Raw genomic sequence first — 13025 nt, 5'->3', positions numbered from 1 at the left:
CGGAGGTCAACCGATCAGTGTAAGAAGCCCGACGGATTGGAAACATCAGGCTTCTATTACCTGGCACGAGGCCAGGTAACTTAGGATTAGAAGCTGCGCTCGAAGCGCAGAATACCGGCCCACTGATCCTGGTTCACAGAATCGAAATCGGTATAGGAGACTTCCGGCTCGATAAGCAGGTTCTTGACCGGGTTGAACTTGAGGTTCGTGGTCGCAGCAAAGATCTTCGAGTCGGTGTAGGCGAGCTGGAGGTTCCACTTCAGCTTTTCGTTGATCGGAACGCCAACGCCGCCCCAAACTGCCCAGTCACCCCAGCCGCACTTCGACGGATCGTTAACGGGGCAAGCAGAACGATCAAGGTTAGTGCCGGCATACTTGTTGAGCTTGTCGCCGTCCGTGTTCCAGCCACCCATCAAGAAGGCCGAGAACATACCGAAGTCGGCATCGACGCGAGCCTTGACAGCGCCTTCTTCGACGATGGAGTCATAACCACCGACGACCTTGAAGCCCCATGCGCCAGACTTGAAGCCGGCACCGGCAACAACGTCGGGAGCGTAGTGGTTGGACTTGTCGTCCGTCCACCAGCTGGAGCCGTAGGAAGCGCCCGAGCCGCTGGAGTTGCTGTCTTCGACGGAGACCATAGCCGTGAAGCCGTTGCCTGCATCGTAGTTGTAGGTCAACTGGTTCAGTTCGTACGGGCCGTCATAGATCACGTCGTCGTTGATGACGTCGCCAGCATAACCAATGTAGGAGTTGTACTGCGAGTCGGCCTTACCGACGAGGAAGCCGCCGAGGCTGATGTTGGCAAACAGCAGCTTCGTGGAGGTGGAGTTGCCATCGCTCCAATCCCAACGGATAACCGTATTGGTCTTCAGCGGACCGTATTCGGTGTCGGTCGCGGTGTCGAGGCTGAGCTCGGCACGAGTGTGCCACAGCGTACCGACCTTGCTGTTCGGGTTGTAAGCATCGTACCATTCGCCTTCGGTACGGACACGGCCGCCGACCTTGAGGCAGGTTTCGGTGCCCGGAATGAAGAAGTAGCCAGCACCGTAGGCGTCGCAGATGCGAACGTATTCGAGCGGCTCCGGTTCAGCGGCAACGATAGCGTCGGCCGCATGAGCGCCGGATACTGCCGCCAGCGCAGCAGCCGAGCCGAGAAGAAGACTTTTCAGGTTCATATTAAACTCCTGGTTGTAATATGCATTTCTAGTTTTCCGCGAGTGCAGAGCTGGAATATCACCTCGAAAGCCGGTCGGTCTAAACGCGACCAAGTAGCCCGGCAAATACGCACCTGATGTTGGCTTGAGTCCCCTCTCACCTCCATAATTGATCTCGCGGCAACGGTCATGAAATGCCCCTACCGATCCGGCCGAATACTCGACCGTAAGACAGCTTATGTCCTGCATCCGATTTACAAACGGACAGTATGTTTGTCAATTATGTGAAACCGACCGTAGCGTTAGTCTTGGCATCTGTTGCTTAAATGCAACTGCGGGCAGCGGGACAGGCGTGGACCATTCATTGATGGCGGAAAGGCGCGTTTTTGGGGCCGGCGGAAGTGCCCACGGCCGAGCGCGGCATCGACATCGGTGGCCAATCCGGAAGCCCCGCGACCTAACCCGCCATTTTCGCACGCCCCGGCAATCATCCCGGCTTCCGTCAACAACGTTCGGAAACTCTCCAGAAACAAAATTCAATAATTCGGTACACACAGAAATGTTGAATCTCCCTAGATTCTTGCGACTCGCGCGCTACCGGAAAGGGCCCAACAGCGAATGACCGAGAATCGGCTGATCTTCATAGCGACACCCTGTTTCGGCGGACTTGTTGCCAAGGATTATATGCAATCCATCTTTTCCCTGATGCAGGTCGGCGCGCAGGCCGGCATACAATTGACGCTTGCACTCCTCGGCAATGATGCGCTGATCACCCGCAGCCGCAACACGCTGGTATCCTCCTTCCTGAACGACACGGCGGCGACGCATATGCTGTTCATCGACGCGGACATCAGTTTCGAGCCCGAGCAGGTCATGCGGCTGCTGAATGCGGACAAGGATGTCGTCGCGGCTATGTACCCCATCAAGGATTACGACTGGGATAGTGCGGCGCGCGCAACCACGCGCACCGGCGAGTCACTCAATGCCGCAGCTCTGCATTATGTCGGCACGCCGCTGGTCGGCCAGAGCAGCGAACGCGATGGTGATTTTGTCAGTGCTATCTATGCGGGCACCGGCATGCTGCTCATCAAACGTGAAGTCATCAAGACGATGACCGCAGCCTATCCCGATCTGCGCTACAGCGCCATCCATGCCTATCCCGGCACCAAACGTTCGCCTGCGACTCAATACGCTCTCTTCGAATGCATGATCGAGGAAGGGACGGGCATTTATTTGAGCGAGGATTTCGCCTTCTGCCATCGCTGGCGGGCGCTTGGCGGCAAGATCTGGCTCGATACCGCCAGCAAGCTTACCCATACCGGCGCTCATCGCTTCGTTGGCAACACGGCGCCCCGCTACTAAGGCGGGTCTATGCCGGAGCGGCCGGAGGAAGATCACAGACAGCGACCGTGATCTTGGCTGCGGGGTTGACAGAGGTGGAGGGGAGAGCATAGCCTCCCGATATTCACCAGGGGGGTCCCGACAAGGGGCTGAGATACTGCTGGACAATACGGCTTTGCCTGTTGTGGCGCAGTGACCCGTTGAACCTGATCCAGTTCATACTGGCGTAGGGACGGTGCAAGCGCTCGAAGGCTTCGGATTCACGCGTGGAATCCACAGCCGGCGTCTTTTCATCATTCCGGCTGATTGACTGGGTCTCCAAATGCAACTTGGAGCCTCAAACCATGACCATTGCCGCAAAAAACCTCACCCCAACCGTCACCACCGGCCCGCTGCCGGCATCCCGGAAGATCTACATTCCGGGAGACATCCATCCCGACATCCGCGTGCCGATGCGCGAGATCAGCGTTCATCCGACGGCAGGCGAGCCGCCCGTCGTCGTCTACGATTCCTCCGGCCCCTATACTGTCGAGGGGGCCGAAATCCGCATCGAGCAGGGACTTGCCGGGCTCCGTCGTGACTGGGTGCTCGCTCGTGGCGATGTCGAAGCCTATGAGGGCCGCCATGTGCGCCCTGAGGACAACGGCTTCGTCAGTGCCGATCGGCTGACCCCCGAATTTCCTGGGCGCCGCCAGCCGCTGCGCGCCAGGGACGGCAAGGCTGTCACGCAGCTTGCCTATGCGCGGGCCGGCATCATCACCCCGGAGATGGAATTCATCGCCATTCGCGAAAACCTCGGCCGCAAGGCAAAGGCCGAAGCCTTGGTCCGCGACGGCGAGAGCTTCGGCGCGCATATTCCCGATCATGTAACACCGGAATTCGTCCGGCAGGAAGTCGCAGCCGGACGGGCGATCATTCCCGCCAACATCAATCACCCGGAGGCAGAGCCGATGATCATCGGCCGGAACTTCCTGGTGAAGATCAATGCCAATATCGGCAACTCCGCCGTTACCTCCTCGATGGCGGAAGAGGTCGAGAAGATGGTCTGGGCCGCCCGCTGGGGTGCCGATACCGTCATGGATCTCTCCACCGGCCGCAACATCCACAATATCCGCGAGTGGATCATCCGCAATTCGCCGCTGCCGATCGGCACCGTGCCGCTCTATCAGGCGCTGGAGAAGGTCGAAGGCGTTGCCGAGAACTTGACCTGGGAGGTCTATCGCGACACGTTGATCGAACAGGCCGAACAGGGCGTCGATTATTTCACCATCCATGCCGGCGTGCGCCTGCATTACATCCCGCTGACAGTCAATCGCGTCACCGGCATCGTCTCGCGCGGCGGCTCGATCATGGCCAAGTGGTGTCTCCATCATCACCGCGAGAGCTTCCTCTACGAGCATTTCGAGGAGATCTGCGATATCTGCCGCGCCTATGACGTCTCCTTCTCGCTGGGTGACGGCCTTCGCCCCGGCTCGATCGCCGATGCCAACGATGCGGCGCAATTTGCCGAGCTCGAGACGCTCGGTGAGCTGACGAAGATCGCCTGGGCCAAGGATTGCCAGGTGATGATCGAAGGGCCCGGCCATGTGCCGATGCACAAGATCAAGGAAAACATGGACAAGCAGCTCGCGGTCTGCGGCGAGGCGCCCTTCTACACGCTCGGGCCGCTGACGACCGATATCGCGCCGGGTTACGACCACATCACCTCTGGGATAGGCGCTGCGATGATCGGCTGGTTCGGCACGGCGATGCTCTGCTACGTCACGCCGAAAGAGCATCTCGGCCTGCCGGATCGCAACGACGTCAAGACCGGCGTCATCACCTACAAGATCGCCGCTCATGCCGCCGATCTCGCCAAGGGACATCCAGCGGCGCAACTGCGCGACGATGCCCTGTCGCGGGCGCGATTCGAATTCCGCTGGGAAGACCAGTTCAACCTTTCGCTCGATCCCGACACCGCCCGCAGCTTCCACGACGAGACCTTGCCGAAGGAAGCCCACAAGGTGGCGCATTTCTGCTCGATGTGCGGCCCGAAATTCTGCTCCATGCGGATCTCGCACGACATCCGCGCCGAGGCCCAGAAGGAGGGACTGGACGCGATGGCGGCAAAGTATCGCGAAGGCGGCGATCTCTACATGCCGATCGATAAGCCAGCGCATCCGGCCGAATGAGATGCGTATCCTTGTCAAAGGGGCCGGCGTCGCCGGCCTCACGGTCGCGCATGAATTGCGCGTTCGCGGCGCAGAAGTGACGATCTTCGACCCCCGCCCGAACTTCGATCATGCCGCTTCCTGGCTCGCCGGCGGCATGCTGGCGCCATGGTGCGAGCGGGAAAGCGCCGATGAGGCCGTGCTTACGCTCGGCCGCGATGCCGCCGACCGATGGAATGCGGTCCTGCCGGGTAACGTCGTGCGCAATGGGACGCTCGTCGTCGCGCCGACGCGCGATCACGGCGAACTAAAGCGATTCGCCAGCCGCACGGCCGGCTATCGCTGGGTGGAGGAGAGCGATATCGCGACACTCGAGCCAGCCCTTGCCGGACGTTTCAGACAGGGGCTGTTCTTTCCTGAGGAAGCCCATCTCGATCCGCGCCGGGCGTTGCATTCGTTGAAAGAAGGATTATTGGCGAAGGGCGTCGCCTTTACCTGTGACGATGTGAACGAGGACGAGTTCTCCGAGATCGTCGATTGCACTGGCGCCGCCCGTATCGGACACACCCCGGATCTGCGCGGCGTACGCGGCGAAATGCTCTATCTGCGCACGGAAGAAATCGCGCTTGCCCGGCCTATCCGCCTGCTGCATCCACGCTTTCCCGTCTATATCGTTCCTCGCGGCAACGGCCTTTTCATGCTCGGCGCGACCATGATCGAGACCGAATTCGATGGGCCGATCAGCGCACGCTCGCTGATGGAACTGCTGAATGCTGCCTACGCGCTGCACCCTGCCTTTGCGGACGCCGCCGTCATCGAAACCGGCGCCGGTATCCGCCCCGCCTTCCCCGACAATCTTCCGCGCATGACGCGGCAAGGCAAGGTCGTCGTGATCAACGGTTTCTATCGCCACGGTTTCCTGCTGGCGCCGGCAATGGCGGCGGAGGCTGCCGATCTCGTCCTTTCCGAACAGACTAAGCAAAGGAGCTCCCGATGCGCCTGATCATCAATGGCGAAGCCCAGACGATCGCCGCAGCCACACTTTCGCAACTTCTGGCTGCGCTCGACTATGAGGGCGACTGGCTGGCGACCGCCGTCAACGGCGAAGTCGTCCATCGAGAGGACCGCGATGACCATGCATTGAACGACAACGACAGGATCGAGATCCTGACGCCAATGCAGGGAGGCTGAACCATGCTTGATCTTTATGGAACCCCAATAGAGTCACGCCTTCTTCTCGGCACCGCGCGTTATCCCTCGCCCATCGTCCTCGCAGAAGCGGTCAAGCGATCGGGGACAGGGATCCTCACCGTGTCGCTGCGCCGCGAAACGGCCGGCGGGCGCAATGGCGGCGCTTTCTTCGACATGATCCGTGAGCTCGGCACTCGCGTTCTTCCCAATACCGCCGGCTGTCATGGCGTATCCGAGGCCGTGCTGACGGCGAAGATGGCGCGCGAGGTGTTTCAGACCAACTGGATCAAGCTGGAGGTGATCGGCAACCACGACACGCTGCAGCCGGACGTGTTTGCGCTCGTCGAAGCAGCTCGCATTCTCTCCGGCGAAGGTTTCGAGGTCTTTCCCTACACGACGGACGATCTGGTGGTGGCCGAACGGCTGCTCGAAGCTGGATGCAAGGTGCTGATGCCCTGGTGCGCGCCGATCGGAACGGCGGCGGGACCGCTCAATCTTTCCGCCCTTCGCTCGATGCGGGCGCATTTCCCCGATATTCCATTGATCGTGGACGCCGGTATCGGCCGGCCCTCCCACGCTGCCATCGTCATGGAGCTCGGCTTCGATGCCGTGCTGCTGAACACAGCAGTTGCCGGCGCCGGCGATCCCGCTGCAATGGCGGAAGCCTTTGCGAAGGCGATCGATGCCGGCAGGCAAGCATTCGACGCAGGCATGCTGGAGCCGCGCGACATGGCGGTGCCGTCGACGCCCGTGATCGGAAAGGCGGTTTTCGCATGACGCTCGATCCGTTCTACCTGATCGTCGATAGTGCCGCCTGGATCGAAAGGCTGGTGCCGCTCGGCGTCAAGCTGGTGCAACTGCGCATAAAGGATCGTCCGCCGGCGGAGATACGCGCCGACATCCGGCAGGCAAAGGCCGTCTGCGCGGCACATGGATGCCAATTGATCGTCAACGACTATTGGAAACTCGCCATCGAGGAAGGCTGTGATTTCATCCATCTGGGTCAAGAGGATCTGGCGGCGGCCGATCTTGGCGCGATCCGCGCGGCCGGCTTGAAACTTGGCCTTTCGACGCATGACGAGGCGGAGCTGGCGACAGCACTTGCGGCGCATCCCGATTACATCGCGCTCGGTCCGATCTATCCCACCGTGCTCAAGGCGATGGCCTGGGCGCCGCAAGGTCTGGAACGCATCGGCCAATGGAAGGCCAAATTGCGCGAGATCCCTCTTGTCGCGATCGGCGGGCTGACCGTCGCGCGCATTGCCGGCGTATTCGAAAATGGCGCCGATAGCGCCGCCGTCGTCACCGACATCACACGCAATCCCGATCCCGAATCACGGACGCTCGAATGGATTAGGGCAACGCACGATCGCATTCCAACCAATTAATGCGGCGCGAGATCAAAGCGCCGAGACCGGTTTTCAAAGGCTTAGCGCCGATGAACGGCGCATTCATAAAACATTCAGGTGAACATAATCATGCTTAGAACGTTAGATAAATGACTCGCGCATTCGCTGAGCATGAAGACTGCTTTGGAGGTAGTCATGATAAAGAAAACAATTCTTACGGTTTTGCTGGCCGCTACGGTCGTAGGCGGCGCACTCGCGCCCGTCAGCAACGCACAGGCGCAGTATTATGACGGGCGCCCGCCCTATCGGGGCGACTGGCGTGGACATGACGATTGGCGCCGCCATCATCACCATGGCAATGGTGGTGCAATCGCCGGCGGCGTCGCCGCAGGTCTCCTCGGCGGCCTGATCGTCGGTGGCGCACTTGCCAACCGCGGCCCGGTTTACGAGGCACCTCCGCCGAGATGCTGGCTGGAGAACCGCGAGGTTCAAAACCAGTATGACGACGGTTGGCACTACGAGCGCGTCCGCGTCTGCAATTGAGCAATCAACTGGGTATCGGCTCCAGGCTGGTGCCCGGCTTGATAAACCAACTTGGATTGCCGGCGGCCGAAACCGCCGGCAAACTGTTTCTTAGCCTCACGGACGCAAGCCGTTTGCAGACCTAAAGGCCATGTGTTCCCGGATAGGGGCTGCGCTCGGGAAAGGCGCGGCCGGCAAGACTTTCCGGATCAGGCTGCCAGATTTCCACGCGAAGCGGATAACACGGCGCCAAATCGCTCGAATGGCCGCTGCCGCAATCGCCGCCCGGGCAGGCCGACAGTGCGCCGAGAAGATCGATCTCTGCAAAGAATTCGATGAAATCGCCCGGACGCACCGGGCTCGCCTTCATAAAATATTGGTGCGTGTCGCGCGTAAAGCCCGTGCACATGAAGACGTTCAGCACGTCATGGACATGGGCCTCCGCCTCGCGGACAGGAATGTTCATTTCAGAGGCGAGCGCTCGTGACAGGTTTGAATGGCAGCAGTGGTGATAGTCGTCGCCTTTCAGCAGACGGTTGGTATAGGGATCGCAGCGCGTGCCGATGACATCGTGGATGCCGGCGCCATCGGCGTCCCAACCATACCAGCCGAGCGTGTCATAGGTGATCGTCGCCATCGGCCGCAGATAGGGCAGAGTGCTCCACAGCCGGTCGCCAACGCCGACATGCGTGGCATGAAGCGCGCGGGTCTTGCCGCTGAAGAAGCGTTCGGAGAGGTCGGCGGCGTTCCAGAGATTGAGGTCGCCGACCTGCGAACCCTCCGTGCTGACGATGCGAAAGAAATGCCCTTTCGGCACGCGGAAGCTGCCGGCTTCGCGCGGCGGCACGATGATTTCCGCGATCTTGCTCATGGTTCGCCTTGCGGCATGCAGCACATCCAGACCAGCCGGCGGCAGCGTTTCATTCGGATAGACGACAACCGGCGGCTTGCTGCGCCGTTCTTCGGCGTCGGAGGGAGCGGGCATGTCGATAATCCTGTGCATCACAATCCTTCATCCTTCATCCTTCATCCTTTACCGATTCACCTACCTGCTTCATTCCGCGAGCGAGGCAACGGTTTCGGCTGCACTCTAGCGAGATCAGCCCATTGCACAACGTCGATTGTCCTTGCGCTCCGGCTAAGTTTTACTTAGCCATAACCTATGCGTCATATCCCTCTCGCCTCCCTTCGCGCCTTAGAGGCGGCCGTGCGTCATGAGAGTTTCGTCAAGGCGGCCGCAGAGCTCAATCTGACGGCGGCCGGCGTCAGCCAGCATGTGCGGTCGATGGAGAACTGGCTCGGCGTTTCGCTGTTCATGCGTCATGCCCGCGGCGTGACGCTGACGGCAGCGGGCCGCGAATTCGGAGCGGCGGTGGCAAACGGCCTTGGACATATCGATATCGCCGCCAGGCAATTGAAGCTCGAGGCCCATGACCGGCCGGTCAGCGTCGCCTGCATCGCGTCCGTCGCCACCCGCTGGCTGATCCCGCAATTGCCGGCATTCAGGAGAGAGCATCCGGATATTCGCATCAACATCGTCTATGCGCTTGATGCAATGACGCCGGAGGCTGCAAGCGTCGATCTGCTGATCCGCCACGGGACGAGACCAGGAGCGGCCGCTATCGCGCTATTGAGCGGCGAGACGCGGCCGACCTGCTCGGCAGAGTTCGAGCTTCGTCATGGGCCGATCACGGCACCAACCGACCTGATCGACGCGGACCTTCTACATGACGAAACCACAAGCTCCTGGGCGCGCTGGTTCGCGCTTGCCGGTATCCGCGCGCCTCCGAAACCCGGACCAATCTTTGCCGATTTCAGCCTGATGATCGGATCGGTCATCGGTGGGCAGGGCATCGGCCTCTGCCCGACCGCGCTGATTACCGACGAACTGGCCAATGGAACACTGGTCACGCTCTTCGACACACCTTCGGACATGGACAAATCCTATTGGCTCATCGAAGCCAACCGCCTTTCCGCTGAAGCACAAATCTTTCGCGACTGGCTCATTGCAGTAAGCCCGACATCCCGAAACAGTCAGGGCATCTGAGGCTCGTGCACAACGGGGCAGCGAAGCGATCGACGAGGCGCCCTTGCCGTTCAAAGGCTTTCCGCCGTGACGGTCAGAAAGCGTACCGGCTCGGCATCGATATCGGTATCGATCAGGCCGAGGCGCTTCAACGTCAGGTCGATGGCGCGGCGCGCCTGCACTTCCGGGGCCTGATCGAGAACGATCGTCATCAAGCCTTCCTTCAGGTAGCCGCGCGTCGCATCCGAAAGTTCATGGCCGACCCAGAAGACCGATTGCTTGCGGTGGCGGCGAAGAACCGTCGCGATTGCGGCGTTGTCGCCGCCGGCGCTGTAAAGACCGGCAATATCGGGATAGCGATCGAGGGCGCTGGACAAGAGCTCCATCGTCTTCATCTCGTCATCCTCGTCGAACATGACTTCGGCAAAGCAATGGGACGGGTTCGCATTCGCAAGCAGATAGTCGGAAAAGCCGCGGATGCGCGCCTTGTGGTTCTCATAGGCCCCGCTGTGACAGAGGGCGACGAAGGTGCCCGCGCACCCGGCCTGCATGCGCGCCATATAAAAGGCGGCGGTGCGTCCGGCCGCCTCGTTGTCGATGCCGACATAGGCAAGTTCCGGTGCCGGCCGCGTCATGATCTGCACGACAGGGATGCCGCCGGCGGCCGCCTTGCGGACGCTGCCGACCACATCGGGGTGATCGGGCGCGACGACGATGAGCGCCGAACGGCGGGCTTGCGGGGTGGCGATATGGCGTGAAAAATCGGCTGGGTCATTTTCACGCGCAAAGGTCCGCTGGATGAGAATATCCTTGTCGAGCAAGGCGGCGATGCGTTCGAAGGCGCGATTGAGCCTGGAGTAGAAATAGGTTTCCGGCCGAAGCAGCACAACTTCGATGCGCACCAGCCCGTGCCTTGTGCCGGCAGGCGGTGTGCGATAGCCAAGCCGCTTGGCTGCAATGAATATTTTCTCCGCCGTCTCAGGCAGCACATTGCCGCGCCCGTTCAGCGCTCGCTCCACCGTGGCAGCACCGACACCGGCAGCGGCAGCCACATCCTTCAGCGTAACTTTCGCCACGTCTCCCCCATCTTCTCCCATAGTCCATGATCAGATCTGATCATAGATTCGCAGCCGCCGAAAGAGGGCTTCGGCTTCAGCCAAAGCGGGCCACAAGGAAATCGATCGCGCTCCGCAACATCGCTGTGGGACGGCGATCCGGCGCATAGACCAGATGCATCGGTGTCGGCTTGTACGACCATTGCGGCAGCACAGGCTCCAGCCTTCCCGCATCGAGATCGGCGGCCAGGAGCAGCTCCGGCTGCAGGGCGATGCCGGCGCCATGCAGGGCGGCGATGCGGAGAGCCGCCCCCTGGTTCGTGGTGAACCTGCTGCTGGTAGCGATCTCGCGCGTTTCGCCCCCGGGACCGACCAAATGCCATCGACCTTGGGTGCGCCAATAGGAATGGCCAAGGCACATATGGTTGGCGAGCTCCTCGGGCCTTTCCGGCCTGCCGCAGCGGTCGAGATAGTCGGGCGATGCCGCGAGAATCCGACGATAGGGTTTTAGCGGGCGTGCGACCAGATTGGTATTCGTCAGGGCTCCGATATGAATGCCAAGTTCATAACCCTCGCCGATCAAATCATGAGGGTTGTTGTCGAGCGCCAGATCGACGCTGACTTCAAGATTCTGACGCAGGTACTCGACGAGAGCCGGGACGAGACTTTGGGTCCCGAAACTGACCGGCGCGACGAGCCGCAACCGGCCACGCGGCGCCGATTGCAATTCCGACGCCGATGCCTCGGCCAGATCGACCTCCGTCAACACCGTCTTGCATCGCTCATAATAGAGCTTGCCGACCTCGGTCAGCTGGTGGCGGCGCGTGGTGCGATGGAGCAATCGTGCGCCGAGGCGCTGTTCGATCGTCCTGATATGCTTGGCGACCATGGTGGCCGATACCTGGCTGGTCTCCGCCGCGGCTGCGAAGCTCCCATGCTCGACGACCCTGACGAACATCGCCATACCAGCCAACTTATCCACGATTACATACCTATAGGTTCGGAATGAAGCGAATGGCAGCGTATTTATCGATTTCTGGTTTTGCAAGATAGTCGGAGATGCCTAATCTCAGGCTATGTTCTATCAAGGAGCCGTCATGCCCATCTTGCGCTTGGAAATGCATCCCGGACGCACACAGGACCAGAAGCGTGCCTTCGTTCGCGAAGCGACCAAGGTCGTCGTCGAAACGCTCGTTTGCCCGCCGGAATCGGTGGAAATCATCATTACCGAGATTTCGAAGGAATCCTGGGCGACGGCGGGCAAACTGAAATCGGATGGCTGAGAAGATCCGATCTGATCATCATTGGGCCTGACGACCAAATCGGCCGTCAGGCCTCGTTCGTCGTCAAGCTCCGACGCCCCCAGCCCTCGGCCCAATCCATCAGACGGGCCAATTCCTGCTTGAGGGCATGCGAACGGATGATATCGGCGGCGTGGTCGATATTGGTGCGCGGATTGTAAAATGCGCCGATCTCCTCGCCGCTGTCCCGTCTTGCAGCCTCCAGGCGGGACTTTACTTCCTCCACTTCGGCCTTCACCGCAAAGTACCGCTTCATGACCTCAATGAGGTCGCGGTCGCTTGCATTCATTTCCATGCATACTCCACCTTACTAATTTTAGCCCTTCGCAATGATCCGATTCGAGTGGCGAAATCTAGATCCTTGTTTAGCCGGCAAGATGGTTGCGATGGATGAGGCAGGATCGCAGCGCGGCAAGCAGCGGAATTGCGGTGCGAACTACGACCAGTTTTCCTTGACCGACTGCATCACCACATTGGTCGATGTGCTCGCCACGAAAGGCAGGCTGGAAATCTTCTCGCCCAAGACGATACGGTAGCGACGAATATCTGACGTCCGCACTTTCAGAAGATAATCGAAGCGGCCGGCGATCATATGGCACTCCTCGATTTCCTTGATCTTCTTGACTGCATTGTTGAAGCTGAGCAAAGCTTGCTCGCGCGTATCCGTCAGCTTCACTTCGGCAAAGGCGACATGGTCGAGGCCGAGCTTGATTGGATTGAGCACCGCCTTGAAGCCATCGATATAGCCGGAATCGATCAGTTTCTTCAATCGTGCCTGGCAAGGGGTCTTGGAAAGACCGACCCGCTCGGAAAGCTCGGTGATCGACATGCGGCCGTCTTCGACCAGTGCATCGAGTATCTTTTGATCGAACTGGTCTATTTCACTGGATTTGATCATTTTCGCAGGCATTCCTATTTGAAATACGGGCTATT

Annotated in this window: 15 protein-coding genes and 1 riboswitch; of the genes, 9 read left to right on the top strand and 6 right to left on the bottom strand. The window is 60.2% G+C overall.

The features are described from left to right. Positions 1 to 86: 86 nt before the first annotated feature. A complete protein-coding gene (locus tag FHT28_RS22120; protein WP_037192250.1) occupies positions 87 to 1178 on the bottom strand; it encodes a porin in 1092 nt (363 codons plus the stop codon). 597 nt (positions 1179 to 1775) lie between these two features. On the opposite strand from FHT28_RS22120, the gene FHT28_RS22115 reads away from it, so the two are divergent. The 7 genes from FHT28_RS22115 to FHT28_RS22085 all read left to right on the top strand — a co-directional run bounded on the left by FHT28_RS22115 (position 1776) and on the right by FHT28_RS22085 (position 7731). Next, the gene (locus tag FHT28_RS22115) at positions 1776 to 2519 is read left to right on the top strand and encodes a hypothetical protein (RefSeq protein WP_037192252.1); all 744 of its coding nucleotides are present in this window, start codon (positions 1776 to 1778) and stop codon (positions 2517 to 2519) included. Positions 2520 to 2617: 98 nt separating this feature from the next. After that, a riboswitch (TPP riboswitch) is annotated at positions 2618 to 2749 on the top strand. Between the two features lie 93 nt (positions 2750 to 2842). Continuing rightward, positions 2843 to 4669: a phosphomethylpyrimidine synthase ThiC gene (gene thiC / locus FHT28_RS22110; protein WP_168597370.1), complete on the top strand. Its 1827-nt coding sequence runs from the start codon at positions 2843 to 2845 to the stop codon at positions 4667 to 4669. Between the two features lies 1 nt (position 4670). Beyond that, positions 4671 to 5651: a glycine oxidase ThiO gene (gene thiO, locus FHT28_RS22105; RefSeq protein WP_168597369.1), complete on the top strand. Its 981-nt coding sequence runs from the start codon at positions 4671 to 4673 to the stop codon at positions 5649 to 5651. Further along, positions 5642 to 5839 carry a sulfur carrier protein ThiS gene (thiS, locus tag FHT28_RS22100; RefSeq protein ID WP_037192258.1) on the top strand — a complete coding sequence of 66 codons (198 nt, stop codon included), beginning with the start codon at positions 5642 to 5644 and terminating at the stop codon, positions 5837 to 5839. Before thiO ends, thiS begins: the two co-directional genes overlap by 10 nt. 3 nt (positions 5840 to 5842) lie before the next feature. After that, the gene (locus FHT28_RS22095) at positions 5843 to 6616 is read left to right on the top strand and encodes a thiazole synthase (RefSeq protein ID WP_168597368.1); all 774 of its coding nucleotides are present in this window, start codon (positions 5843 to 5845) and stop codon (positions 6614 to 6616) included. Beyond that, positions 6613 to 7227, top strand: coding sequence for a thiamine phosphate synthase (locus FHT28_RS22090; RefSeq protein WP_037192263.1), 615 nt, complete (start codon positions 6613 to 6615; stop codon positions 7225 to 7227). Before FHT28_RS22095 ends, FHT28_RS22090 begins: the two co-directional genes overlap by 4 nt. Before the next feature lie 156 nt (positions 7228 to 7383). After that, the gene (locus tag FHT28_RS22085) at positions 7384 to 7731 is read left to right on the top strand and encodes a hypothetical protein (protein WP_037192265.1); all 348 of its coding nucleotides are present in this window, start codon (positions 7384 to 7386) and stop codon (positions 7729 to 7731) included. Between the two features lie 121 nt (positions 7732 to 7852). On the opposite strand, the gene FHT28_RS22080 is transcribed toward FHT28_RS22085, so the two are convergent. Continuing rightward, the gene (locus FHT28_RS22080; RefSeq protein WP_168597425.1) at positions 7853 to 8713 is read right to left on the bottom strand and encodes a DUF1989 domain-containing protein; all 861 of its coding nucleotides are present in this window, start codon (positions 8711 to 8713) and stop codon (positions 7853 to 7855) included. Positions 8714 to 8872: 159 nt separating this feature from the next. Here FHT28_RS22080 and FHT28_RS22075 point away from each other — a divergent pair, with 159 nt between their 5' ends. Then, a complete protein-coding gene (locus FHT28_RS22075; RefSeq protein WP_168597367.1) occupies positions 8873 to 9757 on the top strand; it encodes a LysR substrate-binding domain-containing protein in 885 nt (294 codons plus the stop codon). A 50-nt stretch (positions 9758 to 9807) separates the two neighbouring features. Here FHT28_RS22075 and FHT28_RS22070 read toward each other — a convergent pair whose 3' ends face one another. Continuing rightward, on the bottom strand, positions 9808 to 10833 hold the full coding sequence (locus tag FHT28_RS22070; RefSeq protein ID WP_174157161.1) for a LacI family DNA-binding transcriptional regulator: 1026 nt from the start codon (positions 10831 to 10833) through the stop codon (positions 9808 to 9810). 55 nt (positions 10834 to 10888) lie between these two features. Then, positions 10889 to 11773: a LysR family transcriptional regulator gene (locus FHT28_RS22065; protein WP_037193143.1), complete on the bottom strand. Its 885-nt coding sequence runs from the start codon at positions 11771 to 11773 to the stop codon at positions 10889 to 10891. 115 nt (positions 11774 to 11888) lie between these two features. Here FHT28_RS22065 and FHT28_RS22060 point away from each other — a divergent pair, with 115 nt between their 5' ends. After that, positions 11889 to 12074: a 4-oxalocrotonate tautomerase gene (locus FHT28_RS22060; RefSeq protein WP_037192273.1), complete on the top strand. Its 186-nt coding sequence runs from the start codon at positions 11889 to 11891 to the stop codon at positions 12072 to 12074. 46 nt (positions 12075 to 12120) lie between these two features. On the opposite strand, the gene FHT28_RS22055 is transcribed toward FHT28_RS22060, so the two are convergent. After that, a complete protein-coding gene (locus FHT28_RS22055) occupies positions 12121 to 12387 on the bottom strand; it encodes a hypothetical protein (RefSeq protein ID WP_037192275.1) in 267 nt (88 codons plus the stop codon). Between the two features lie 141 nt (positions 12388 to 12528). Further along, positions 12529 to 12990, bottom strand: a complete 462-nt coding sequence (locus FHT28_RS22050; RefSeq protein WP_034506732.1) for an Lrp/AsnC family transcriptional regulator — start codon at positions 12988 to 12990, stop codon at positions 12529 to 12531. Positions 12991 to 13025 lie beyond the last annotated feature (35 nt).

The sequence above is a fragment of the Rhizobium sp. SG570 genome, assembly GCF_012275345.1.
Classification (GTDB): Bacteria; Pseudomonadota; Alphaproteobacteria; order Rhizobiales; family Rhizobiaceae; genus Rhizobium; species Rhizobium lusitanum.
The sequence above is the reverse complement of the archived record's forward strand: the minus strand, read 5'-3'. Positions and strand labels throughout refer to the sequence as shown.

Bases quoted from the DNA above. Each gene is read 5' to 3' on its own strand.
- FHT28_RS22120 (WP_037192250.1), bottom strand. From the start codon at position 1,178: ATGAACCTGAAAAGTCTTCTTCTCGGCTCGGCTGCTGCGCTGGCGGCA.
- FHT28_RS22115 (WP_037192252.1), top strand. From the start codon at position 1,776: ATGACCGAGAATCGGCTGATCTTCATAGCGACACCCTGTTTCGGCGGA.
- thiC (WP_168597370.1), top strand. From the start codon at position 2,843: ATGACCATTGCCGCAAAAAACCTCACCCCAACCGTCACCACCGGCCCG.
- thiO (WP_168597369.1), top strand. From the start codon at position 4,671: ATGCGTATCCTTGTCAAAGGGGCCGGCGTCGCCGGCCTCACGGTCGCG.
- thiS (WP_037192258.1), top strand. From the start codon at position 5,642: ATGCGCCTGATCATCAATGGCGAAGCCCAGACGATCGCCGCAGCCACA.
- FHT28_RS22095 (WP_168597368.1), top strand. From the start codon at position 5,843: ATGCTTGATCTTTATGGAACCCCAATAGAGTCACGCCTTCTTCTCGGC.
- FHT28_RS22090 (WP_037192263.1), top strand. From the start codon at position 6,613: ATGACGCTCGATCCGTTCTACCTGATCGTCGATAGTGCCGCCTGGATC.
- FHT28_RS22085 (WP_037192265.1), top strand. From the start codon at position 7,384: ATGATAAAGAAAACAATTCTTACGGTTTTGCTGGCCGCTACGGTCGTA.
- FHT28_RS22080 (WP_168597425.1), bottom strand. From the start codon at position 8,713: ATGCACAGGATTATCGACATGCCCGCTCCCTCCGACGCCGAAGAACGG.
- FHT28_RS22075 (WP_168597367.1), top strand. From the start codon at position 8,873: ATGCGTCATATCCCTCTCGCCTCCCTTCGCGCCTTAGAGGCGGCCGTG.
- FHT28_RS22070 (WP_174157161.1), bottom strand. From the start codon at position 10,833: ATGGGAGAAGATGGGGGAGACGTGGCGAAAGTTACGCTGAAGGATGTG.
- FHT28_RS22060 (WP_037192273.1), top strand. From the start codon at position 11,889: ATGCCCATCTTGCGCTTGGAAATGCATCCCGGACGCACACAGGACCAG.
- FHT28_RS22055 (WP_037192275.1), bottom strand. From the start codon at position 12,387: ATGGAAATGAATGCAAGCGACCGCGACCTCATTGAGGTCATGAAGCGG.
- FHT28_RS22050 (WP_034506732.1), bottom strand. From the start codon at position 12,990: ATGATCAAATCCAGTGAAATAGACCAGTTCGATCAAAAGATACTCGAT.